General features: G+C 42.3%; 21 protein-coding genes. 7 read left to right on the forward strand and 14 right to left on the reverse strand.

What is annotated here, in order from left to right:
• Positions 1-35 precede the first annotated feature (35 nt).
• The 7 genes from B2746_RS06695 to B2746_RS06725 all read right to left on the reverse strand — a co-directional run bounded on the left by B2746_RS06695 (position 36) and on the right by B2746_RS06725 (position 5,809).
• Complete coding sequence (locus tag B2746_RS06695; protein ID WP_290792084.1) at positions 36-860, reverse strand: hypothetical protein; 825 nt, start codon at positions 858-860, stop codon at positions 36-38.
• Positions 861-865: 5 nt separating this feature from the next.
• Positions 866-1,345 (reverse strand): TlpA family protein disulfide reductase, encoded by a 480-nt coding sequence (locus B2746_RS06700; RefSeq protein ID WP_290792085.1) that lies wholly within the window; start codon positions 1,343-1,345, stop codon positions 866-868.
• A gap of 46 nt (positions 1,346-1,391) precedes the next feature.
• Positions 1,392-1,937 carry a heavy-metal-associated domain-containing protein gene (locus B2746_RS06705; protein ID WP_290792086.1) on the reverse strand — a complete coding sequence of 182 codons (546 nt, stop codon included), beginning with the start codon at positions 1,935-1,937 and terminating at the stop codon, positions 1,392-1,394.
• A gap of 24 nt (positions 1,938-1,961) precedes the next feature.
• On the reverse strand, positions 1,962-2,423 hold the full coding sequence (locus B2746_RS06710; RefSeq protein WP_290792087.1) for a cation transporter: 462 nt from the start codon (positions 2,421-2,423) through the stop codon (positions 1,962-1,964).
• Between the two features lie 77 nt (positions 2,424-2,500).
• Positions 2,501-2,908, reverse strand: a complete 408-nt coding sequence (locus tag B2746_RS06715; RefSeq protein ID WP_290792088.1) for an HYC_CC_PP family protein — start codon at positions 2,906-2,908, stop codon at positions 2,501-2,503.
• A 67-nt stretch (positions 2,909-2,975) separates the two neighbouring features.
• Positions 2,976-4,988: a putative porin gene (locus B2746_RS06720; RefSeq protein WP_290792089.1), complete on the reverse strand. Its 2,013-nt coding sequence runs from the start codon at positions 4,986-4,988 to the stop codon at positions 2,976-2,978.
• A complete protein-coding gene (locus B2746_RS06725) occupies positions 4,988-5,809 on the reverse strand; it encodes a purine-nucleoside phosphorylase (protein ID WP_290792090.1) in 822 nt (273 codons plus the stop codon). The genes B2746_RS06720 and B2746_RS06725 overlap by 1 nt, the downstream gene beginning before the upstream one ends.
• Before the next feature lie 228 nt (positions 5,810-6,037).
• On the opposite strand from B2746_RS06725, the gene lon reads away from it, so the two are divergent.
• Together lon and porQ are read left to right on the forward strand one after the other, a co-directional pair.
• The gene (gene lon, locus B2746_RS06730; protein WP_290792091.1) at positions 6,038-8,440 is read left to right on the forward strand and encodes an endopeptidase La; all 2,403 of its coding nucleotides are present in this window, start codon (positions 6,038-6,040) and stop codon (positions 8,438-8,440) included.
• A gap of 133 nt (positions 8,441-8,573) precedes the next feature.
• Positions 8,574-9,575 carry a type IX secretion system protein PorQ gene (gene porQ, locus B2746_RS06735; RefSeq protein ID WP_290792092.1) on the forward strand — a complete coding sequence of 334 codons (1,002 nt, stop codon included), beginning with the start codon at positions 8,574-8,576 and terminating at the stop codon, positions 9,573-9,575.
• On the opposite strand, the gene B2746_RS06740 is transcribed toward porQ, so the two are convergent.
• The 3 genes from B2746_RS06740 to B2746_RS06750 are packed head-to-tail and all read right to left on the reverse strand — an operon-like array spanning position 9,570 to position 12,032.
• Positions 9,570-10,685 (reverse strand): M42 family metallopeptidase, encoded by a 1,116-nt coding sequence (locus B2746_RS06740; protein WP_290792093.1) that lies wholly within the window; start codon positions 10,683-10,685, stop codon positions 9,570-9,572. The genes porQ and B2746_RS06740 overlap by 6 nt on opposite strands.
• Before the next feature lie 33 nt (positions 10,686-10,718).
• Positions 10,719-11,552, reverse strand: coding sequence for a UbiA family prenyltransferase (locus B2746_RS06745; RefSeq protein ID WP_290792094.1), 834 nt, complete (start codon positions 11,550-11,552; stop codon positions 10,719-10,721).
• A 9-nt stretch (positions 11,553-11,561) separates the two neighbouring features.
• The gene (locus B2746_RS06750; RefSeq protein ID WP_290792095.1) at positions 11,562-12,032 is read right to left on the reverse strand and encodes a hypothetical protein; all 471 of its coding nucleotides are present in this window, start codon (positions 12,030-12,032) and stop codon (positions 11,562-11,564) included.
• A gap of 52 nt (positions 12,033-12,084) precedes the next feature.
• Here B2746_RS06750 and B2746_RS06755 point away from each other — a divergent pair, with 52 nt between their 5' ends.
• Positions 12,085-13,098, forward strand: a complete 1,014-nt coding sequence (locus tag B2746_RS06755) for an acyl transferase (RefSeq protein WP_290792096.1) — start codon at positions 12,085-12,087, stop codon at positions 13,096-13,098.
• A 171-nt stretch (positions 13,099-13,269) separates the two neighbouring features.
• Here the strand turns inward: B2746_RS06755 and B2746_RS06760 are convergent, their stop codons facing one another.
• The 3 genes from B2746_RS06760 to B2746_RS06770 are packed head-to-tail and all read right to left on the reverse strand — an operon-like array spanning position 13,270 to position 19,162.
• Positions 13,270-15,396 carry an FN3 associated domain-containing protein gene (locus tag B2746_RS06760; protein ID WP_290792097.1) on the reverse strand — a complete coding sequence of 709 codons (2,127 nt, stop codon included), beginning with the start codon at positions 15,394-15,396 and terminating at the stop codon, positions 13,270-13,272.
• Positions 15,396-16,844, reverse strand: a complete 1,449-nt coding sequence (locus B2746_RS06765) for a DUF1501 domain-containing protein (RefSeq protein WP_290792098.1) — start codon at positions 16,842-16,844, stop codon at positions 15,396-15,398. Before B2746_RS06765 ends, B2746_RS06760 begins: the two co-directional genes overlap by 1 nt.
• Before the next feature lie 2 nt (positions 16,845-16,846).
• Positions 16,847-19,162: a PSD1 and planctomycete cytochrome C domain-containing protein gene (locus B2746_RS06770; RefSeq protein ID WP_290792099.1), complete on the reverse strand. Its 2,316-nt coding sequence runs from the start codon at positions 19,160-19,162 to the stop codon at positions 16,847-16,849.
• Between the two features lie 214 nt (positions 19,163-19,376).
• Here B2746_RS06770 and B2746_RS06775 point away from each other — a divergent pair, with 214 nt between their 5' ends.
• The 4 genes from B2746_RS06775 to B2746_RS06790 all read left to right on the forward strand — a co-directional run bounded on the left by B2746_RS06775 (position 19,377) and on the right by B2746_RS06790 (position 22,565).
• Positions 19,377-19,499: a hypothetical protein gene (locus tag B2746_RS06775; RefSeq protein WP_290792100.1), complete on the forward strand. Its 123-nt coding sequence runs from the start codon at positions 19,377-19,379 to the stop codon at positions 19,497-19,499.
• A 35-nt stretch (positions 19,500-19,534) separates the two neighbouring features.
• On the forward strand, positions 19,535-21,139 hold the full coding sequence (locus B2746_RS06780; protein ID WP_290792101.1) for a hypothetical protein: 1,605 nt from the start codon (positions 19,535-19,537) through the stop codon (positions 21,137-21,139).
• A 120-nt stretch (positions 21,140-21,259) separates the two neighbouring features.
• Positions 21,260-21,553 (forward strand): Gfo/Idh/MocA family oxidoreductase, encoded by a 294-nt coding sequence (locus tag B2746_RS06785; RefSeq protein ID WP_290792102.1) that lies wholly within the window; start codon positions 21,260-21,262, stop codon positions 21,551-21,553.
• 22 nt (positions 21,554-21,575) lie between these two features.
• On the forward strand, positions 21,576-22,565 hold the full coding sequence (locus B2746_RS06790) for a glycoside hydrolase family 43 protein (RefSeq protein ID WP_290792103.1): 990 nt from the start codon (positions 21,576-21,578) through the stop codon (positions 22,563-22,565).
• On the opposite strand, the gene B2746_RS06795 is transcribed toward B2746_RS06790, so the two are convergent.
• Positions 22,560-25,247, reverse strand: coding sequence for an alpha-L-rhamnosidase (locus B2746_RS06795; protein ID WP_290792104.1), 2,688 nt, complete (start codon positions 25,245-25,247; stop codon positions 22,560-22,562). The genes B2746_RS06790 and B2746_RS06795 overlap by 6 nt on opposite strands.
• Positions 25,248-25,278 lie beyond the last annotated feature (31 nt).

The raw sequence follows: 25,278 nt of genomic DNA on the forward strand, positions 1-25,278 counted from the left end.
ATATGCTTCATAACGACCCCGACCGCTGTTTTAGTCTATTTTTTCCGCTTTTTCAGTACATTCAGGAAAGTAGACTCCATACTCAAAAAATAGTTATTCCTGGCAACCCGGCTCATATTTCCTGTTGTTTCCCATCTGGCCCCCAGATTAAATTTAGTGGAACTATTGAAAATCAACTGAATAGCAGGGGCTATATCCATATAATACATACCTGGCCCAAAACCTTTCATTCCCAATAACTCAACATACAGGTTCAAATTAACCTGCTCATAGTCGGCATAGGATTTCGGAAACAACAGGTATCCTGCTGACAAACTATACGCAATGGCATCCTTATCATGCATATCCGGCATGGTTTTAAGCTTTTCATCATACACCCGCATATAACTCGCTGTGCCGGAAATAGCCAGTTTATGCATTAATTGTGTTCCTATCAATCCGAGTTGGAAACCACTGTTATCACCATCCAGGTTCATTTCATCATAAACCAATTCATTTCTGCTGAATGCCCCATCAGCAAATGCAGCCAACCGGAAGTGGCGATGAATACCATCCTCTGAAAAAAATCTCCATTTTGCATACAGTTTTGCCGACTCCCATTTCTGTCCGGATTGATAAAAATTCGAAAAACTGGTACTCAACCGGGCCATCCAGTTTTTATGTAGTCCGACCATCAATTCAGGCATATAGCGCTGGCGAATCTGTCCGGAATTCGGCAGATCCGCGAATCTGGCTGTAAGTTTAGCACTAACTGATCTGGCGGGCAAATTCGAAGCCGGATCTGAAAAGACATACAATTCCTGGGCCTGAATGCTGAATGAAACCATCAGGCATCCGAGCAGCCCCCCTATATATTTCATGTTTATTATTTTAAACCCTGGCGTACTACCAATTCAATTTCGCCAGCACTTGGATCAATAGAAATAATCCTTCCGGTTTTATCCAGCAAATAAGAAGTTGGCAATTGCTCAATCCCCCATGCCAATGCAACAGGAGCATTCCATCCACCTTCTTCCCGGGCCTGAATCCAGTTAATCTTATCGGCAGCTACTGCTTTCTTCCAGGAAGCTATTTCTTCATCCAGACTTATGCCCACTATTTCAAAGCCTTTTTTCTTATACCGATCATATACAGGACCTAATTGTTTATTAGATTTCCGGCAGGGTGCACACCAACTGGCCCAAAAATCCACCAGCACATATTTACCTTTCAGACCAGATAAGCGGACCTCTTTATCTGTTATCGTTTTCAACACTATTTCGGGTGCCATATCGCCTATTTTGGGCTGTGCAACTCCAATTGCCACCATCATTGCAAGAAAAACAGAAAGGATACTCTTTTTCATATGTTTATAAAATAGTCCGGGTTTAAATCCCGGACCTGTTGTAAAATTATATCGTTACGTGATAAATTCGGGTGTCAGCTGTCAACCCTTCTTTTTTACAGCAATCTCCTGCTTTCCCTGTTTGAACACAGGACATAGAACTGGATTTGCTGTATTTCTTAAACTCCTTTGCCGGAAGGAAATCCTTGTCTACTACTGTTAGCACCTGCTCTCCTGAAAGGGTCTGCTTTTTTACAGACAGAAAATGAAAGGTTTTGCCATTTAAACTAGCATGCTCATCAGACTGAACAGCCAACTGATCAAAATTCCCGGTAAGCTGCAATTTTGCTACAGAAAATCCTGCATCTTCCACACCTTTGCGAAGTGCATCAATATCAATGGCAACCCCTTCCTTAAACTCAATAATAAAAGAGGAAGTTTTGATTTCCGGCTTTACCGATTTAATAAAAGACAACTGTTCCAGAGAATTATTTATCGCTTTTGTGCAAAGTGCACAGGTAAGTCCACTCGCCTGTAAACTTGCTTTGGAAAATTGTGCAAAGGAACCTGATCCCAGTACAACCAGGAAACAGGCAATTATAAATTGCTTCATCGTGAGGAATTAAAGTTTGAAAAATTATTTCTTGCAGCAGGTCCCCCCTTTGCAACAATCACCCTGTTTTTCACAGGCTCCATCCTTACAACAGGCGGCTTTACAGGATTCACCGGTGCATTTTCCATCTTTGCAACAAGCTGATTTTTCATCATCTACAGAAGCTGTTTTGCGATCGTATTTACAGCAACCATGCAATTTATCGTAGGTTGCATCATCGGCAGTGAATTTTTCGGTATCGTAGCCGGATTGAGCTATAGCTTCCTGTATTTTATCAGAGGATGTTTTCTTTGCTTTATAAGAAACCAGTAGAACTTTAGTTTCTTCATTCCAGTCGGCAGTGGTTGCACCAGCTGTTTTAGCTGCAGTTTCAATTGTTTTTTTACACATGCCGCAATTGCCCCACACTTTGATGGATTCGCTTTTTTTCTGACCAAATGCAAAAGTGGTTACAAACAGTATAGATACTAATGTGATAAGTTTCATGATTCAAGATCTTAAAAATGATAAATAGGTAATTTTGGCTGGACATAAAATGCCCAGTAAGAATGCTATCCAATTTATCAAATCCTGAATATGCAGTAAAGAGATTGGAAGGAAGGCAGAACAGCCTGTGGCGGCCCATGAGCAGGCGGAAACTGTTCTTTATCGAGAAGCAGAACCGGGCTTATCCATTCTGTCCAGGGTGTTGAATGAACCACAGCTACCGGAGCATCAATCTGATAATAAACGCCACCGGCTTTCTGGTCATCGTCCACTTTTACCAGCTTGATTTCATCTTTGCAGCAATGGGCGTACTCTTCAGATTTTGGCATTCCGCATTTTCCACACTCCCCTGCATCAGGTTCATGACTGAAAACATGCAGACTTGCATCTGCAAAACGCCCCATACAATGATGAATCTCTATCAGAATACCGCTGGAAACCAGCAGATAGAGAAAAGCTAATGATATGGTGAAGATTTTTTTCAACTACACAAAGCTAGCCTGTTTTTTAACAATTCAAAACCTCATACTGTTAAAATAGACCTGATTTTCGTCAGTTAACAAAACTCCAGAATATCCCAACCCGTATCATTAATCCCTGATGAGGATAATTTGGCGCAGCCAGGTTGTTATTGTAGAATCCGAACACTCCATCCTTTGAAGTAACTGTATTCAGATTTTCTGCCCGAATGTAGGCCGCAAAACTCCTGATCCGGAAATGCAGATAAGCTGCTATATCAGGAAAATTCAATTTTAAGGTAGCTGTATCCTGGAAATAAAAGCGACTAAGCATGGGGGAATAAAAGTCTGCTTTATAGGCGGTGTGATATCGTCCCTCCAGTCCGGCTGCAAACCGAAGGTTCTTAAAGCCAAGTGTTCCTTCATATCCAAAGCGATGATGGGTAAACAGCAGCGGCATATTTACCGGCCCATCCCCTGCCCGCTGTTGTAACTGAACTCTGGCCATCCAGTTCCAGCGACGACCAATCCGAAAATTCTTTTCAGCGCTGACTTCAAGTACATTAAATAAAGCAGAAGCCTGATTAGGTTTATAGTAATCCGTAAAATAAGTATAGTTGCTTACCAATGAATAACTGGCCGACAAATTCCATTTTTTTAAGGGATTATCAAGTGAACCATAAATCCGGGTGATATTTTCCTTGTTTAAAGAAGGCAGCGCAACCAGGCTAAAACTGCTGCCCGGTTCAAATATATAAGAAGGGGTGCGGTTCACATTCTGAAATCCCGCCTTTATATAGCCAAGCTGCTTGCTGATATAACGTTTGATACTTGCATTGACATCAAAATCAGCATTATTGTATCCTGCCAGATAAAGTTTACCCTGTGCTTCCAAATCCCACTTTTGATTACGTGTTTTATTCCGGTATTCGCCGTGGATAAAGAGGTTATAAAAAGTCCTTTTGCCATCTGTAAAAATTCCAGTAAGATTTTGCAATGAAACGCCTGCTTTCAGAAACTGTTGGGCGTTTTTTTCATCCGGAAAACTATACAGAGAAAAATCATTGATCACATCATTCCAGGATTCTTCGATGGTAAACTCATTTGCAGGGTCAACAAGAAAATCATAGTTCTTTATATAAAAGCTATCCTGGGGTTGACGATCCAGATAGCGATATCTATGCCGGTTGTATTGAAGATTGTATTCGATCCTCAATTTTGGGTAGAATAGAGGAATTACAGAAGAATCCGTTACAATGCTGTCTTTCCTTCCCAGATCATATTGTTGGCGGATCAGATAAGTGGTGGTACGCTGGCGGTTACCGGTATTTAATACACTGTTTAATACATTCCGGCGATACGGCACATAATCTCCCAACTGAACAGGAATGGCGGATCTTTCCTGGTAACTGACCAGGTCAGACATATAGTCATAATCATCCTGAATTCCTCCATTTTCGTTGGACTGCATGGAGTTGGAAAGGGCCACAAAATACAAATGATAGCGTTTGTTTTTCGAAGTGTAATCCGAATTAAACAAATAGCGGCTATGGTTAGTCGATTGATTTTTAAACGCTCCCAAACTATTGATCAGGTTGTATTGAATCGCGAAATTCCAATTTGGTTTTATATTCTGGGTATGCATTACATTAATGATCTGTTCTGCAGAACTTCCCAATACATAATTCAATTCAGAATAAGGCCGGGTTGTTTGAAAAAAGCGAACCTGATCGAGCCGTAATTTATACGGATCATAGGCATGAAACCCCGGATCAAATCCACTTTTCAAAATCGGATTAAATCCCAATGGTCGGGCTGCCAGTCCGAGGTTACCTAAATAGGTATAATTGGCAGGTACTGGAAATCTCTTATAGAAATCAACGATGGAGGAATCCAGCAGTTGTGCCCTTGAAGTATCCAGGTATCGAAACCAGATAGTAATCGAATCCTCATTATTATCCCTACGTTTCAGGCTGTCCTGAGTTGAACCACCTCCCATTCCCCCACCACCCATCCCGGGCAATCTGCGTAATGGATTTTGTGCATAGGCAGTAACGGTACCCAGCAGGCAAATCAGGACAACGGTATAAACAAGTTTGTTATACATCAGATAGCTTGAACCAGTTCTCTGAAAATGGCGGTTAATTTCGGTTCAGCAGCAGCTGCTGCTTCCAAAACCTCCTGGTGCGTAATTATATTTTCTTCCTCCCGGATCCCGAGATCAGTGATAACGCTGATGGCAAAAACCTGCATATCCATATGACGGGCTACAATCACTTCCTGTACTGTACTCATACCAACCGCATCAGCACCAGCCAGGTGAAGCAATTTGTATTCCGCCCTTGTTTCAAAGGTTGGACCAGTTACCCCTGCATATACCCCCTGATGAACAGTAATGCCGAGCTTATCTGCAATATCAACTGCTTTTTTGATTACTGTTTTATTATAAGGTTCACTCATATCCGGGAAACGCGGCCCCAATTCTGCTTCGTTTCTTCCAAGAAGCGGATTAACGGTAAAAAGGCTGATTTGATCGCGGATAATCATGAGGTCTCCAACTGAAAATGCCGCATTCATTCCTCCGGCCGCATTACTAAGTAACAGGGTCTGAACACCCAGGAGCTTCATCACGCGGATGGGATAAGCAACTTCACTTGCAGAATACCCTTCATAATAATGAAAACGTCCGGACATGGCAATAACCTGTTTATTACCCAGTTGCCCGAAGATGAGCTTCCCACTATGCCCTTCTACTGTTGAAACAGGAAAATGAGGTAAATCCTGATAAGGAATTTCCTTTTCAATCTTCAATTCAGCTACAAGATTACCCAATCCGCTGCCTAAAACGATGCCTACTTCTGGTTTTATGGCCCAATGGCTTTGAATATAACGGACGGTTTCACCTAACTGATCCATCAATGCTGACATATGGAATATTTTTTATGCGGGTTCTTCAGTCTCCCACGGGGCGCAAATATAAGGATTGCCTCTTGGTGACTGAATAGCTCCGGCGAACTATATGTCATTTTTAAGAGGTCTATCCGCCAATTCTGGTCAAAATCCTGGCATGGCACCATAGTTGACTTTAGAAACTATTGCCTTCTGCCCTATGTAAAACAGGCAGGATGTGTTATTTTGTCACATCAACAGATGAGTATGAATCAAACGAACTTTTTTTTGAGACCTGAAGATGAAATGGATTTTATTCCTATAATTCCACTGAATGAGCATGAAAGCGATGATGGAGCCGATCTGGAGCTCCCCGCAGACTTACCGATCCTTCCCCTGCGCAATACCGTATTATTTCCCGGAGTGGTTTTACCTATTACCGTTGGACGCGATAAAAGTATCAAAGCAGTCAATGACGCTTACAAACATGAAAAACTGGTAGGCGTAGTTGCGCAGAAAGACAGCAATGTTGAAGATCCGGCCCCAACTGATCTGGAATCCGTAGGAACAGTTGCCAAAATTGTGAAACTGATTAAAATGCCGGATGGCGGCACTACCGTCATTATTCAGGGTAAACGACGGTTCAAATTGGAATCTTTTACCAGTGAGGATCCCTATTTCAGGGCTAAAGTAAGCTTATTGGAAGAAGTGGCTGCACCGGTTGATGACCAGTTTGCTGCCTATATTGCTAATATCAAGGATCTGGCAACTCAGATTATTCAGCTTTCACCAAATATTCCTTCAGAAGCTGCCATTATTCTCAAGAATATCGAAAACCCGGCTTTCCTGATCCATTTTGTATCAAGTAACCTGAATACAGAACTGAATGAAAAGCAGAAAATCCTGCAGTCGAACGAAATTGGTGAACGCGCGGATATATTAATGCAGCTGCTGCAGCGGGAACTCCAGTTTGCCGAACTAAAAAATAAACTCACCAACAAAACAAAGACCGAACTCGATAAACAGCAACGGGAATACTTTCTGCAACAGCAGATGAAAAGTATCAAAGAAGAATTGGGTGGAGACAGCAATGAGTTGGAGATAAAGGAGATGAAGAAAAAGGCGGAACAAAAAAAATGGCCGAAAACTGCCGCCGAAATGTTCCAGAAAGGTATTGAAAAACTCGAAAGAATGCATCCCTCCACGCCGGATTACAGCATTGTCTACAATCACCTCGATCTGATGCTGGACCTGCCATGGGAAGACTATACCAAAGATTCCTATGATTTGAAACATGCCAAAGTTGTTCTCGACCATGATCATTATGGCATGGACAAGATCAAGGAACGGATTATAGAATATATCGCTGTATTGAAACTGAAAGGTGATATGAAAAGTCCGATTCTCTGTTTTGTGGGACCTCCTGGTATTGGAAAAACCTCTCTTGGAAGAAGCATAGCAAGTGCCATTGGGCGTAAATATGTACGGTTGGCATTGGGTGGATTACACGATGAAAGCGAAATCCGCGGTCATCGTAAAACTTATATTGGTGCCATGCCAGGCAGAATTCTGCAATCCATCCGGAAAGTAAAATCGTCCAACCCGGTGATGATTCTGGATGAAATTGATAAAGTGGGGGCAGATCATCGCGGAGACCCCTCCTCGGCCTTGCTGGAGGTATTGGATCCCGAGCAGAATAACACCTTTTATGATAATTATCTGGAACTTGAATATGACCTGAGTAAAGTGCTTTTTATTGCAACAGCTAATAATGTCAATAATATCCAGCCTGCACTTCGGGATCGTCTCGAGATAATTGACCTCAGTGGTTATGCAGTGGAAGAAAAAGTTGAGATCGCAAAACGGCACCTGGTTCCAAAACAAAAGGAAGCACATGGATTAGGAAAAGTATCAATCCGTATAAATGATAAAGTGTTGGAAAAAGTGGTGGAAGATTATACCCGCGAAAGCGGCGTGCGGGAACTTGACAGGCAATTGGCTGCAATAATGCGCTCTATGGCTAAGGAAGTGGCGATGAACAATAAGGTAAAATCGCCCCTTACTATTGCTGATGTAACTGAAATTTTGGGCAAACCAAGGTACAGCAATGAAATCTATAAAACTGCCAATATGCCCGGTGTTGCAGTAGGATTAGCCTGGACTTATGTTGGGGGCGATATCCTTTTTATAGAAACTACACTCAGCGAAGGCAAAGGAGAGCTTAAACTAACCGGTAATCTTGGTAATGTGATGAAGGAAAGTGCAACCACAGCCCTCACCTATTTACAGGCAAATGCCAAAAAACTGGGCATTGATCCTACTCTCTTTCAAAAGAAGAATATTCATATTCATGTACCTGAGGGAGCTGTACCCAAAGATGGACCAAGCGCCGGCATTACCATGATGACAGCACTCATGTCTGCATTTACCGGTAAAAAAGTTAAACCTTATCTGGCTATGACTGGTGAAATAACACTTCGCGGGCAGGTATTACCGGTAGGAGGTATAAAGGAGAAAGTACTGGCTGCGAAAAGAGCCGGACTTAAAGAGATCATTTTATGTTCTCAAAACGAAAAAGACGTGGAGGAAATCGATCCTAATTTTATCAAAGGTTTAAACTTTCATTACGTTAAACAGATGCAGCAGGTAATCGACCTCGCTTTAGTATAATTTTTTAAACAATCCAACTATTTCATTGTAATAAATACGATTGAAATTTTTCATGTTGGTTGTTTTAGGGTTAATGATCCCCCATATCAATGGGGGATTTTCTTTATTTTACCCATTCAAGTGAGCCAAGTACATGAAACTGCAGAATTTCCTCTCTCTTATGGTTTTCTTATTGATCTGTTTGGGAGCAGGATCTACTCTTTTTGCACAGAATGCAGGCGGACAGGCAATTTATTCATTTCTAAGGTTACCTATTTCAGCACAACAAACCTCAATAGGTGGTGAAAATGTCAGCCTGATAAGCAGGGATTTAAGTTTAGCTCATGCAAATCCGGCTTTGCTAAGACCCTATCATCATAGCCAGCTATCACTCAGTTTCACTCCCATGCCAGCGGGCGTAAAACAATATTATCTGGGAGCTGCATTTTACAAAGAAAAAATAACTACCAGTTTTGCAGCACATGTGCAATATATCGGATATGGAAGCATACAACAAACAGACCCATCAGGGAACCAGTTTGGCACTATTCAACCACGTGATTACCAGATTCAGGTTGCTGCATCCAGGCAATATCTTGAAAAATGGCAGTATGGAACTTCCCTGCAGTTTATTCAATCAAATTATGGGGCCTATCGGTCAAGTGCCTTAGCAATTAACATTGGCCTAACCTATTTTGATAGTGCAAGTCAGTTTCAAGCCGGACTTGTTATGAAAAATATGGGCACACAGCTCAGCTCCTTTACCAATGAAGGCATAGAAAATTTACCTTTTGACCTGCAGCTTGGAATAACCAAGCGATTAAATAACGCACCCTTGCAATTTTCTGTAACGCTCAGGGATTTACATAGGCTGGTATTATTTAAACCCGACAGCAGTATCAGCACCGCTGATCAGATTTTTCAGCATGTTGTTTTAGGGGCTCAGGCATTCATTGCAGACAAAATTGAACTAGGCATTGGATACAATCACCTGCGCAGAAGAGAATTGATTATTCCCAATACTACCAATGGATTAACCGGCTTTTCCATGGGACTCGGCGTATTACTTAACCGATTCCAATTGCGTTATGCACGATCATTTTATTCGAATGCTAAGGGATACCATCAAATGGGGATGACCTTTCACCTCCTATAGGTATTTCAAATTTGTTTTTGGCGTCAGTGTCAACAGGGTCTCATACATCAAACGGATGGTTTGCTCAATATCATTTTTATGCAACATCTCCACCGTCGTATGCATATAGCGCAAGGGAATGGAGATAAGAACAGACGGACACCCATCATTGGCATATGCAAAGGAATCCGTATCTGTTCCGGTACTTCTGCTAACTGTTCTCATCTGCAAAGGGATGCCGGATTTTTCTGCCACTTCCTGTACAATAGCAAGTAATTTATTGTGAACCGCCGGACCATAGGTTGGGGAAGGTCCTTTACCGCAAACCACATCACCTTCAATAATTTTGCTGATCATGGGAGTAGAAGTATCATGGGTAACGTCTGTTATAATAGCAATATCAGGTTTGATTCTGCGGGCGATCATCTCCGCTCCACGTAATCCGATTTCCTCCTGAACTGCATTCACCACATACAGTGCATAGGGGAGCTTTTTCTTATTCTCTTTTAATAATCGGGCTACTTCAGCAATCATTACTCCACCGATCCGGTTATCAAATGCACGAGCCACATAATAATCATTAGCCAGCTCGTCAAATCCATCCTGGTAGGTAACAACCGCGCCTACATGAATGCCTAAATCTTCCACTTCTTTTTTGGATCTTGCACCACTATCAAGGAAAAGATTATCCACTTTTGCAGCAGGTTCCTTTTGATCAGGATTGGATAATCTGGTATGGATTGCCGGCCAGCCAAAAACTGCTTTTACCGGGCCTTTTTTACCATGGATAAATACCCGTTGAGAAGGTGCAATCTGATGATCCACTCCCCCATTCCGTTTAAGATAAATTAGTCCCTCTGCATTGATATAATTGACAAACCAGCTTATTTCATCTGCATGGGCCTCAATAACAACTTTAAACGGAGCATCCGGATTAATTACACCAACTACTGTTCCATAAGGATCTACAAAATGAGTATCTACATAGGGTTTCAGGTAATCCAGCCAAACCCGCTGACCACCGGATTCAAAGCCAACCGGACTTGGAGTATTCAGGTAATTGCGCATGAATGCATGCGATTTTTCTGTAAGGATTGACTCGCTCTTCTTTTCTTTTTTTGCTTTTGCCATAGAAGCCACAATTTATTATTTCAAAGATAAAGCCTAGATCGTTCCAATTGCCACCAATGCGGTTTGAACCAGCATCATACCATCAATACCGGCCAGATAAATATAATCGTTATCAAACTTTTTTGTCAATTGGATAACAAAGCGGGTTAACAGAGCGGATAGCAACATTGCATGGAAAAACGGAAAATCGCTTGTTCGAATCAACTGAATTAACGAAATCAAAACAAAAATCAGCAATATAATATCCGCAAGCCGATAACTCTTACTAACACCCATGCGCACCGGAATTGTCCTGATACCATTGGTGGCATCCAGTTCACGATCCCGCATATCAAACAGGAGACAAAGCACAAACATGAACAGGAAGCGACGCAAAAAAACAAGCCAATAACTGGTCATATCAATTCCCTGCTGATCAGCCGGAAACCAGACGGTAACCAGGGTCCATTCAAGAGAAAGCAGACCGATTTTTAATAGTCCAAATTCCTTGAGCGGTTTATTTACAAATGGCAGTAAGGGGAAGGAATATAAACTGGCAAGTATCGCCAATACAGCAAGCACCACAAAATGCCTTGGCTCCAGCCAGAATAAACTAAGGATTACCAAAAGAAGTCCGGCAGCTATTAATATTTTTTGTGTTAGCCGGTTTTGAATCGACCAGTCCTGCCGTTCACTTTTAAACGCATGCGCTTTCTTAAAAAAATAATGCAGGTTGTACTGCAACAAGGTTGCGCCAAATACAAAACAGTACAATGACCAATGACTGGATTTCAAGCCCAATAACAGATTGGTTTCCCAACATAGTGCAACAGCACAAAGGCCAATAAAAATTGCGCTAAATAAAAAAAAATCTGCGAGCTTCCGCATGCTGCAAATCTACTGTCCCAGCAGAATAATAGGATCAGAAGTTAATGTATCGCTGATATTTCCAGCCTTGTCTTTGATGGCTATGCGAACTACAATGGTATCATTTGCATCTGTACCCCCCTGATTCGCCTGAATTTGTTTATAATAGGCAAAACGATCAAGTCTTAATTCAATTTCTCCGCTGCGTTTATCCGGAAATTCAGGTAAAGAGGCATAGGCCGCCGGGTAAGTGGGACCCCCAATAACCGACCGTACATTTAACAGAACTGCCTGAAAATAGATGGAGGAATCCCGTATACCGGAAAGATCCCCTTCCTTATCGGTATATTCCGCATTTACGAAGAAAACAGCTTCATTATCCGCAGGCACAATCCTACTCTGATTCTTTAATTTGAGGCTTGGTTTGGTATTGAAATTATCTTTGCCGCAGGCCGCAACCACAACAATAATCAATATAAGGGGTACCAGTTTCCTAAACATAAAGCTTCTATATTGTGAACGAATTTATCAACTACCGGCTGATTTACCTAACATGCGCAGTGAATTGATTCATAAAATTTTTTCAAATCAAGTTAACCAGCAAACAAATCTGGTTCTGGATATCTATAGTTACCAATACCAGAACAACCCTGTTTACAAAAGGTTCTCCGATAGTATAGGACGCAGCCCCGATCGGGTAAAGCACCCTGAAGATATCCCCTTTTTACCTATTCGTTTTTTTAAATCCATGGAAATCAAAACCGGCCTGTATGAACCGGAAGAATGGTTTGAAAGCAGTGGTACAACCGGACAAATAAACAGTCGACATTTTGTCCGGGAGATGGCTGTTTACCGGGAAAGTTTTACCCGTTGCTTCCAGCAGTTTTATGGTCCGCCTGGAAACTGGTGTATAATCGGCCTACTGCCTTCTTATTTGGAACGGCAACATTCCAGTCTGGTAGTAATGGTGGATGAACTGATCCGTATGAGTGGCCATCCGGATAGCGGATTTTATTTGTACGACCACGATCGTTTGGCTGAAACACTCGAAAGATTGCAAAAAAAAGGACAGAAAATCCTTCTTTTTGGTGTCACTTTCGCCTTGCTTGATTTTGCTGAATCTCATCCAATGCCATTGAATAACACTGTAATTATGGAAACTGGTGGAATGAAGGGAAGAAGGCAGGAAATTACCCGCGCAGCTTTGCATGATCAACTGGCAGCCAATTTTCCGGGTGCCAGCATTCATTCTGAATACGGCATGACAGAATTATTATCCCAGGCCTATTGTGGTGATGATGGAAAGTTTTATTGTCCGGACTGGATGAAAATTCTATTACGGGAGGAAGATGATCCGCTTCAAATTCTGTCAGCGCCGGATTCCTCAAATAGATCCAAACAACTGATTATCAATGGAGTAATTAATGTAATAGACCTTGCCAATCTGGATTCCTGTTGTTTTATAGCAACCGACGATATGGGTAAGCTATATAGCGACGGTGGGTTTGAAGTACTGGGCCGGGTTGATAATAGCGATATTCGAGGATGCAGTTTGTTAACTATTTAAAAAAAAATGAAAATTCACGCAGCATTTCAAAATGTCTTGCAGTCTTATATAACAGGTGGATATTAAAACGTTATCTACTAATTGACCAAATCTTACTGCTATTCGCTTACCAGCCACTGAACCGGGGATCACTTATTCCCGGTTCTTTTTTTATTCACCATTCACCATTCACTACTCAAAAAACAACTCATCCACGAATACCCATCCGGGAGCCCCTTTTCCCGGATGCCATTTAGGTAAAGAGGCAACGGGTTTGATTACCAGTTTTAATCGTTTATACATTTTTTCTCCAAGAGGAAGGGAATATATTTTTTCAAATTGAGCCGTGTCTTTGGAAGGTTGTACAGGCCGTTCACGCGCCACCATACTTAATGTCCCTGCTGCTTCTGCTCCCCACACCTGGATTTCGGCTGGTGGCATGATATAACTTCCGATACTTATAAGCGTGCTGACTGAAAGGTTTTTGATCGATTTGGGTTCATTGAATTCAACCCATACTTCCATATTATTGTGCATATAACCCAACCATTTCCCGCTTCTGAAATTCCCATCTCCCTTTATTTCATCAATCAGTGTAGCTCCTCCATTTCCCTTATAGGATGGATCCGGAGCCGTTGCCAGACGAATTGAATCAGGTTTTCCTCCGGAGCCAAAAAATTGCCTGTTTACTGTAGTGCTGCTTATCCATCCCTTTTTAAAGGCTCTTGCTTTTACCTGAGTGGTTGAGGATATTGTAACCGGCGATTTATATACTGGCGATGTCAGACTATCCGGTTCGGTTCCATCGAGCGTATAGCGAAGATCGACCCCCTGTACAAAATGTTTCAGCTTTAGCTCAAAAGGCTGACTGAAAATCTGCTCTTCATTCTGAACAATAGGCGCATTCAGTTGAATCATAATAGTATCTCCGGTAAAGCCCGTCTCCAACCTGGTTTCTCCCCAAATCGTTTTAAGTGCAGGCAGATCAGCAGCACTTACTCCGGTATTCCAGCAATACAAACTTTTCAACGGCATGGGAAATTTAGCCAGGCCAGCTTTAGTCACCTCTGTACCTGAAACACTCAATTCCTGTAAAGAACTTATCTGTTGGAGAATCGGCAACGACTTATCAGTGATGGAAGTAAAAGAAAGGTTCAGGTTACGGAGTTCAGGAAACTGTTTTAGCAGCTCAAGGTCGGCATCAGAAACCGGCATTCTGTTGAGGTTAAGTGAAACCAATTGATCTTTGATTTTCAACAGATCTTTCAACTGTTCCGGTTTAAACTGACTGGCGCCAAAATAATTCACTTCCAATGCCGGTGATTCGGCAGCAATCGGCTGTACCATGCGGTAATGGGAATTCAATTCTTCAATCGTTGACTCCGAAGCTGCCGCAAATGCATAGGAACTTTCATCCTGCGATTTGAAAAGAGAGGCCGTGAGTAAACGAATGCTGTCTGTTTCAGGAATTGCTGAAAGTTTAATCTTCATATCACCACCTGCTTTAATCCAGTGATACAGGATGGCAATTTCATCTTCAGTCAATTGCGGTTTTCCTTTGGGAGGCATATGTTCTTTATGATCCATCGGAAGGTGAACCCGCTGTAATAAAAGGCCATATTCTTTTGCAGTCGTATCCCATAATAATCCGTTTTTCCCACCACGTAAAAGCGTAGCAGCTGTTTCCATTATCAAATCTCCTTTGGCTTTACCACTGTTATGGCAACCAACACATTTAGCATCCAGAATTGGCATAACCACATGGTCAAATACAATGGCATCTTCAAATGCAACAGGAGGACCTGAATTCGGATCTTTCATTGGTGCAAGAATAAAGTCATCTCCATGCGTAAGCACAGCTCCCTGGTGACCAGTGATAATAAGCGCCAAAAGCATAGTTGAACTGGAGAGGGAGAGCACAATTTTTTTACTTTGAATTATTCGTCGAAGATGATACCAGCCCAACGCAAAAATTGATAAAAACACGCCTCCCCATTTATGCCAGCTGACTGTTTCGGAGGTATACCCTTCTTCCCTAGACAGAATCCAGCCAAAAAGAGCTGAAAAAACCGTCAGATTCAGGGTAATTAACCAAAGTCCGTCCAATAGAGATTCACTGTTTTTAAAAGAGGGTAGCCATTCCAGTACCAGACATAGTAATAATAATACGATGGGGAAGTGCAACAGCAAAGGATGCATTCTTCCGGCTACCTGCAACCATGCCGGAACCACCACCCATTGTTCGGCAAGCACAAAAAACAGCAGTAAAGTATTGGCTGCAAAAGCCAGGTTGTAAAGGAGAGTTTTCCAGGTCCGCATTAAGCAATGATATCTTTAACTATAGTACCGGCAACATCTGTAAGACGATACCGGCGACCAAGGTGTTTAAATGTTAATCGTTCGTGATCCAGCCCCATCAGATGCATAACGGTAGCGTGAAAATCATTTACATGCACAGGGTTTTGTACAATATTATAACCAAATTCATCCGTTTCACCATAAACACCAGGCTTAATCCCTCCTCCTGCCATCCAGATAGTAAAGCAGCGGGGATGATGGTCGCGACCGTAATTATCTCTTTGCAAAGGTCCCTGGCAATAATTGGTTCGGCCAAATTCTCCACCCCAGATAACCAGGGTTTCATCCAACAATCCACGTTGTTTCAAATCTGTAATCAGAGCAGCCGATGCCTGATCAGTATCCAATGCCTGTCCGCGTATTTCACCCGGCAGGTTACCGTGTCCATCCCATCCCTGGTGGTATAACTGAACAAACCGAACCCCGTTCTCCGAAAGTTTTCTTGCCAGCAGGCAATTGGCAGCATAGGTACCCGGCACCAGGCAATCCGGTCCATATAACTTAATAATTGATTCCGGCTCTTTGGATAAATCGGTTACTTCAGGAACTGCTGTTTGCATGCGATAAGCCATTTCATATTGTTGCACTTTCGCATTTATTTCAGGATCTCCAAAGGCTTTGAAATTTTCTTCATTAAGCGCGGTCAGCTGATCCAGCATGCTACGGCGATCCATTTTTGTTATAGCCTCCTGGTTGTTGAGATAAAGTACCGGATTTTCACCGCTGCTGAACTGAACTCCCTGATGTACTGAATCGAGAAATCCGTTTGTCCAGAGTTTCGAATAAACGCCCTGCCCATTTCCTTTTCCCTTAGACAGTAATACACAATAAGCAGGCAGGTTCATATTCTCACTACCCAGGCCATAACTTAACCAGGCCCCCATACTTGGACGATTCCCAACCTGCGCTCCTGTTTGAAAGAATGTTAAGGCCGGATCATGGTTAATAGCTTCGGTGAACATGCTTTTCACAAAACAGATATCATCCGCCACGCTGGCAGTATGAGGGAGCAATTCACTGATCCAGGCACCTGCCTGTCCATATTGAGAAAATTTGAAAGTAGACCCTGCCAACGGAAATTTGGATTGCTCTGCGGTCATTCCGGTTAATCGCTGTCCCATCCGGATAGATGCAGGCAGATCTTCTCCAAAGCGCTCATTGAGCATAGGCTTATAATCGAATAAATCCAGCTGGGATGGAGCTCCATTCTGAAAGAGATAGATTACCCTTTTTGCTTTTGGAGCAAAATGAGGTAATCGCTGCATAATGGCTTCTTCCGTATCTTTTCCTGAGAAAAGATCGGGTATCAGCAGAGAGCCGAGTGCAACCGAACCGATACCCAGACTCATGCGACTCAAAAAACGTCGCCGGTTCATATTAAGGTGATGTTGATATTGTTCTTTCTCCATACTTATGATTTTACGATTGCCTCTTCCATATTATAAATCAGATTGATGGTCTTCATCAGTGCTGCCTGAGCCACCGGATCAAGTTTTGGATTTTGCGGATACTCTCCTACTTTAAGAGTGGTGATCGCATCCAATTGTTTGGTACGAAATAATTCCAGTTGTTCTGCATGGTAGCGTTTAAGAATTTTTAATTCTGCAGTACCCGGTGTTCTGCAAATAATCCGCCTGAATGCAATTTCAATATTCGGTTCTGCATTGATGTTAGCTTCCACTAATTTTTGAGCAAAAACCCGGGATGCTTCGAGTACAGTTGGATCATTCATCATGGCCAATGCCTGCAGCGGGGTATTGGTTTGCAGTCTTGTCACTTCGCATTGATCACGGTTGCTTGCATCAAAGAGCACCATGGATGGTGGCGGCACGGTAAGCTTGATAAACGTATACATTCCTCTTCTATACAATTTTTCGCCTTTGTCCTGTTTATAGGTTGCCAACTCCCCCCTTCCGGATGTTGCATTTTCCCAAAGCCCTTGCGGTTGATAGGGTTTAACACTTGGTCCGCCAATGGTAGGAACCAGCAAACCACTTGTAGAGAGTACGAGATCCCTGATATATTCCGCTTTTAGCCTGTTACGTGGAGCATGTGACAGATATATATTTTCCGGGTCCTTTTGCAATGCTTCTTTGCTGATTTCTGCAGATTGCCGGTAGGTTGCTGAACTCACAATTTTTTTAACCAGGTATTTGATATCCCAGTTATGTTCCATAAAATCAACTGCCAGCCAGTCCAGTAAGGCTGGATTTGATGGTAGTTCACCCTGCATACCAAAATCGCCACTGGTTTTCACCAATCCTCTTCCGAAGAATTCCTGCCATACCTGATTCACAAATACCCGGGCGGTCAGTGGGTTTTTCTTATCGGTAGTCCATTTTGCGAGGCCCAATCGGTTGCGGGGCAACTGAGCGGTATCATATTTCATTACTACAGGAAGGGCCATAGGCTGCACCCGTTCTGTTGGCTGATCATATACCCCACGGTTAAGTACATAGGTAGGACGGATAGTATCCATTTCACCCATAACAGAGACCATTAAGGAACCAGTATCTTCACGATGAATAAAGGAGAGCGTTGTTTTCAACTCTTCTTCTGTCAGTTTGAGAATCGGATTCTTTGCAGGTTTCGAAACAGAAATATCCCCTTCGTAACCTATTTCATAGGTGCTGTTGAAAAAGGCAAAGAGACTGAAATAATCCTTTTGCGAAATGGGATCGTATTTATGATCATGGCATTGGGCACATTCAGCAGTCAATCCCAATAATCCTTTTGTATAGGTTTTTGTTTTATCCAATACATATTCAATGCGATATTCTTCCGGAATAACTCCGCCCTCCTCTGTGTATTTGTGATTGCGGAAAAAAGCTGTAGCCAGAATTTGTTCTTTGGTTGGATTCGGCAATAAATCCCCAGCCAACTGCCAGGTAACAAACTGGTCATAGGGCATATTTTCATTGAATGCCTTGATCACCCAATCGCGCCAGGGCCATTGTGTACGAACATTATCGTCCTGGTAACCGTAGCTATCGGCATATCGGGCAACATCCAGCCAGTGAACGGCCATTTTTTCCCCATATTGGGGAGATGCCAACAAGGTTTCCACGAGTTTTTCGTATGCATTTTCCGACGCGTCATTTTGAAACTGCTTCATCAATGCTTCTGTAGGCGGTAAGCCAGTAATATCCAGGGATACTCTTTTCAGCAATCGCTCCTTATCAGCCTCTTCATTCATGGAAAGGCCTTTCTCTTTCAGCTTTGCCTGTATAAAATAATCAATTTCATTGGTGTTCTTTTCAGGATCCGGCTTTGGAACTTCCTCTTTTACCGGAGGTACAAATGCCCAGTGGGGCTCATAAACCGCTCCCTCTTCAATCCATTTCTTGATAATCCCGGTCTCCACTTCCGATAAAGATCCAAGATGTGAATCAGGAGTTGGCATCATAATGGCGGAGTCGGTAGATATCACTCTTTTATAGAGTTCTGACTCCTCCGGTTTTCCGGGAACCAGTGCAAATGCGCCTTTTGTTTCTTTCAAAGGGGCAAATGCAAATTCAGGAAGATCCAGGCGAAGCCCGGCTTCCATTTTATTTAAATCCGGTCCATGGCATTTAAAACATTTATCGGAAAGAATGGGCCGGACATGATAGTTATAGCTAATTTTTCCAGAAGGAATTCCCCCCTCTGCGGCACTGTCCAGGCAGGCAGTAAAAGCAATCGCTGCTACAATCAGAATACAGACAGCGACCAATATATTTCTCCTCATTTCTATGGCTTATGGTCGTTTATCAAATTTACTACAATGCCGGCAGGAATTTTAGTTTAACCTGGGTAAATACCTATGCTAAATTCCCAATCTCGAATACAATTTTACCATGTGTTAAAATTCTATTATCTGTAACTTAGTCTAAAGGGTAATCCCTTCCTTCGTGCTGGCACTGTTTTTTAATAACAACTTCCATTAACTTTAAATACCGCATATGAAAGATTGGCTTAGAACACTGTTGGCTGGTTACGGCGCTTACAAATGGGGTGGTGGTTGCCTTGGTACCATTGTCGTTTTCGTGATTCTTTATTGGCTCCTGGGGGTAGTAGGATGTTAGGACGTCGTCCGATAATTTTTCTCTCTATCGCAGTTTTGCTGATTCTGCTGGGAGTCGGACTTTTTCGTTATTGGTTGAAATCAACTGATCTTTCTGAAGAATTAAAATCCAGATTAACCAATTGGGTTACCGAGGAAACGGATGGCAGGTATCGCTTGTCGATGGAAACCCTGAAAATTGATCCCGATAAAGAAACCCTGACGATCAGTGAGCTTGTTTTTGATCCAATCCGTGCAGACACCAATAATGCAACCCATTATCGTTTTCATTTTGAAAATCTGATCATAAAAAATGTTTCAGTCAGTTCCTTATTGGAATCCAGCTTGCTCGAACTTTCCACCATCGCCATATCAGGAGGAAAATTGGAAATTCAACAAGGTACTGATACCAGAAAAAACCTGAATACGGTTGTTCCGGTTAAAAAATCAAACCGGAAAAAACGGGCACTCAGCGGACTAAAAGTGGATTCTATACAGCTTTCACAACTTGACATCATCTATACCAATCGAAAAAAAGGACAAACAAAAGTCCAATCTGTTCACCTGGATCTTTATGATTTTCATACAGACAGTTTGCAAACCAATGCCAGAAATCCGCTTCCAGCTGGAGGATTCCGGCTCTCCATTGAAAATATTGAACTCGACCTGGCAAATAAACAATATAAATTAAACGCAGATCAGTTGATTTTGAAAGGTGCTGACCATATTCAGGCCATTATCAGTAAAATCAGGGTTAGTCCCAGCGCAGGCAACAATCTGGAAGCTTTGGCAGGAAAAACGCCTGTACAACAGGATATCTATCATTGTAGTATACCCGAAATAGTTATTGACTCGGTCGATGTACGTTCTTTTCTTGAAGACAGTATAATCAGGACTCCTTTGATCGTACTTAAGGAACCCACTCTCAAAATATTCAATGACCGGAGCCGGCCTCCTGCAACCCAATCAAAAATTGGAAAAAATCCACACCAGTTGATACAACAGTTACCACCCGGACTGGATATTCCCCTTATGCAGATTGAAAACGGGAGAATAGAATATAGGGAGAAAAACAAGGACGGTACAGATGTGGGAAAGCTGGTTTTTGGTTACATTAACGGAAACGCCGGTCCTATTCAGAAAGGTGTTGAAACTATAGGTAGCCTACGGCTTGATTTAACAGCACGACTGATGGATAAAATTCCGTTGCATGCCCGATTTTATTTTCCTCCCGGTAAAAATGGTCAATTTTCTGTCAATGGTAACCTACAGCCATTTGACCTTACCGCTATAAACCCAATCATACAGCCTCTTACAAATGTGGAAATACGCACAGGAAAGGCTAAAAAACTTGAATTTAACCTGAAGGGAACCGATCTGAAGGCAACTGGGCGGGTATTATTTATTTATGAGGACTTAAAAATTGATTTGCTAAAAGAGAAAAATTCCGGCGAAACAGCCAAACGCCCCCTGCTTACCCTGCTTGCGAACCAACTTCTTGTGAGGAACCATAACCGGTTTGATGACCGGCATCCACACGAATTTGAGGTAATAAATGAGCGGGTTCCTACCAAATCCTTCTTCAATTTAGTATGGAAAACCCTGTTTGAGGGGTTGAAAATGAGTGCCGGATTGGGTGATAAAGACAAAAAACCTGCCTGAATTGGCTACAGACATGGAGCATAAAGCTATTTAACAGGATAAAATCAACCTCAATGTTTAGCCATTCTTTTGAGAATAGCTATCTTTGCAAGTGTAAATTTTACACGTTTAATACGAATTATGTCAACATTTAAATACATCGGACTGATCGCCACCCAGCAACTGGAAATGCCCATATTATTAAGCACCGGTAGCATTGACCATGGCTACAAACTAAAAAAAGTGTTGGCCCAGCAGGACCTTACTACAGGATTGGCAGAATCCTGGTATCCTGGAGTTGAGGTAGTAGGCAATCTGTCAGAAATTCTGGAAGATGAAAATATTGAACTGGTGGTGGTAGCTGGAAAATCTGATAACCATTTGGATATTATTCGCCAGGCTACTGAAGCGGGCAAATTTGTACGGGTAATTTGATCTGCATTTTGTAGTTTGCCATATGCAAACTATTGTACGTATCGCATTCGTTCTGACCGTTTTAAGTGGGCAAACAGCAATCGCCCAGAAGGTAAAAAAGCCAGCAAATTTCAGTGGAAATCCTGTTTTTCCAGGTTGGTATGCTGATCCTGAAGCCATCATTTTTGGTAAAGAATACTGGATATACCCAACCTATTCAGCTCCGTATAATAAGCAGGTTTTTATGGATGCCTTCTCATCCAAAGACCTTCGCACATGGGTTAAGCATCCTCGAATTATCGATACAAGCCGGATAAAATGGGCCAAACGCGCCGTTTGGGCTCCATCCATTATTGAAAAAGACAAGAAGTATTATTTATTCTTTGCAGCCAATGATATACAGTCTGATAAAGAGCTGGGCGGAATTGGTGTAGCTGTAGCAGATCATCCTGCCGGGCCTTTTAACGATCATTTGGGCAAACCCCTGGTAGACCGTTTTCATAATGGAGCCCAGCCCATTGATCAATTTGTTTTTCGCGATGAGGATGGACAGCATTATATGTATTATGGTGGCTGGCGCCATTGTAATATCACCAGGTTAAACAATGATTTCAGCGGCTTTCTTCCCTTTGAAGATGGCAGTACTTTTAAAGAAATTACCCCGGAAAATTATGTTGAAGGTCCCTTTGTATTCAAGCGCAACGGGAAATATTATTTTATGTGGTCCGAAGGCGGCTGGACAGGTCCGAATTATAGTGTCGCCTATGCCATTGCAGATTCACCGCTCGGGCCTTTTAAACGAATCGGTAAAATTCTTCAGCAGGATCCGGCTATCGCCACCGGTGCCGGTCATCATTCCGTCATTCACCATCCGGGAACAGATAAGTATTATATAGTTTATCACCGCCGGCCCTTAACCGAAACCGACGGTAATTCAAGAGAAACCTGTATCGATGAAATGAAATTTGATTCCCAGGGTTTGATTTTGCCGGTTAAAATAACAGTGGAAGGCGTAAAAAAATCACGTTTATAAATTTTTCCAGTTAAAGCGATGGGTACCGGATCCCAGTTCAATATACCGGATGGCCGTATTTCCCATTGCCGGAACCCGCAATCGGGCGATGGAGCCGGGTGGAATGGTAACAACATATTGAATATTGCTGCCCTTTCTTTCCCAGCCCGATTCAATAGTACCCATTACTGATTCATGCTTGCAGGAAAAGCGATCCAGTTTTTTAGGAAAACAGGGTTCTAAATTGACTACCTGAAAACCTGGTGCTGCCTCCGAAGTTTTTATTCCTCCCAGTGCCTTATACATCCAGGCGCCTATTTCACCAAACATGATATGGTTCATTGAGATGTCCGATGCAGCATTGATTGGCCAGTTTTCAAAGAGTGTAGTCGCGCCATTTTTTATCCACCATCCCCAGGACGGAAATGTTTCACGAGCTGCCAGTTCGTATGCAAGATCTATATAACCATTATCACTCAATGCATTTAAAATTGTTTTGGTTCCCAATAATCCCACATCAATCTGTCTGCCATCTTTTATAACCCGATCAGCCAGAGCAGCAGCTACCTTATATACCAATGTATCCGGCACCAGCTTCCAGTGAAGAGCAACGCTAAGTTCAGTTTGCAATCCGGTTCCATATATACCTGCAGATGCATTCCAGAATTTATTATTGAAGGCAGTAAAGATTTTTTTTGCGAGTGCAGCATAACGTATATGATCATCTGCTTTTCCCAATAATAAAGCTGATTTGGAAAGTATCAGCGCATCGGTATAATAATAAGCTGTTGAAGTAAACTCTACCGGAGTTTTAGATTTTACCGGAACCCAGTCTCCGAGGCCCCAGGTGCAAATCCCATCCGGACTGATGTTTTCTATGTAATTAACATAGCGCTTCAGTGATTCGTAGGTTCTTGCCAGAAGCGTTGTATCACCATAATGCAGGTAAATATTCCAGGGAATAATGGCGATGGTGCTGGTCCAATCGGGCCCGTTTCCCCATTCATAGCCCCAGCCATTACTCGGAATAATAGAAGGAAATACACCGTTTGGTTGTTGTTCATCCAAATGATCCTGCAGCCATTTTTCATATACCGTGATTCCGTCAAAATTAAACAGGCCCGTTTCACTGGCAATATGTGCATCACCCGTCCACCCATTTTTTTCTCTTTGCGGACAATCGGTTGGATAGCCAAACATGTTGGATAAGTAGGAATTGTTGGTTGCCGACCAGATCTTATTTAATACAGGATTTGAGCTTGTTACAGAGCCCACTGCAGGCAAATCCGAATGCATGAAATAAGCTACCACTGACTCTTTGGTTATTACTACTGGTTTACTTGATTTAATTTCCACATATTGAAACCCCTTGTAATTAAATCTTGGAGAAAACTCCTCCTCTCCTTTTCCGGAAAGAATAAAAATATCTGTTTGAAAAGGATCTCTATCACCAACCGGGCGATAATGTACATCGATATTTGACAGATCGGTGCGACCGGATTCATACAGACGTTCGGAGTGCCGGATACGGAGCTCTGTACCTGATTCTCCTTTTACGCTGATTTTTGTAACACCGGAAATATTTCGGCCCATATCAACAACATATACGGTATCATTGAATTTTCTAACGGAGCTTGCTTTTATTTCCTCCACTCTGCGAATCGGATGCAGATTCTGTGCTGTTATTAACGGAGCAGGAGCCGATCTCAAAGCAGGTTGTTTCCAGGCCGTATCTGAATACCCTGATTTGTCCCAACCGGTTAATTCAAGGCGGGCATCATAATGTTCAGCAGTATAAATACTGGAGAAAATAATCGGACCTGTTTGAGTTTTCCAATCGCGCCCGGATGAAATCGTTTCTACGCTTCCATCTTCATAAACTACACGAATATCCAATACAAAACAGGGCCGGTTACGCCAGGGTGCTTTATCAAAATCCCAAACAGCCGTAGACTGATGATTATACCAGCCATTACCAAGAATAACTCCGGCGGCGTTCATTCCGTTCAATAAATCCGATGTAATATCATAGGTACAGTACAACAACCGTCGATCGTATCGGGTGTAGGTTGGTTCAAGCCATGCATCGCTGATCCTTTTCCCATTGATGCTCAGTTCAAACAAGCCACCTGCAGCAATATAAGCTCTTGCAGATTTTATTTTTTTACTTAGTTTGAATTCTTTTCTGAAATAAGGCAAGGCTTCTTCCTGGATAGATTTGCCATCGCTGATCCAGGAGCCTTTCCAGTTGGTACTATGTATAAGGCCCATTTCGAAATTAGCCCAGGAGGAAAAATCAGTAGCCCTGCCCTGTTGATCATAATTGCGTACCCTCCAGTAATATTTTGTGTAGGGCTGCAAGTCTGGCCCATTATAACGATAAAATAAAAGAGGTGAAACCTGTTTACCGGAGCGATATATTGTTTCAGTTTGCAGCGCAGTTCTAGTAGTATCCCTACACAATTCAATTTCAAATCCACTGGAACGGACAGCAGCATCCTGAGCTTCTAATTTCCATCTGAACCTTGGAGCCGGATTATCCAATCCAATCGGATTGGGAAGATTTTCCACCAGCATGGAACTAACGTTGATGCTTATCCGATCAGAACCATCCTGCACTGTGCTGGTTTGGGCAAATATTTGCCCATTTGACAGTACTATAAAAAGACCTGCTACTAAAAATAAACGATTTATATACCTCATCCGTTAAATTTAAGGAAACCTTCAGTTTTAA

The organism is Flavihumibacter sp. UBA7668, from assembly GCF_002483205.1.
Taxonomy (GTDB): domain Bacteria; phylum Bacteroidota; class Bacteroidia; order Chitinophagales; family Chitinophagaceae; genus Flavihumibacter.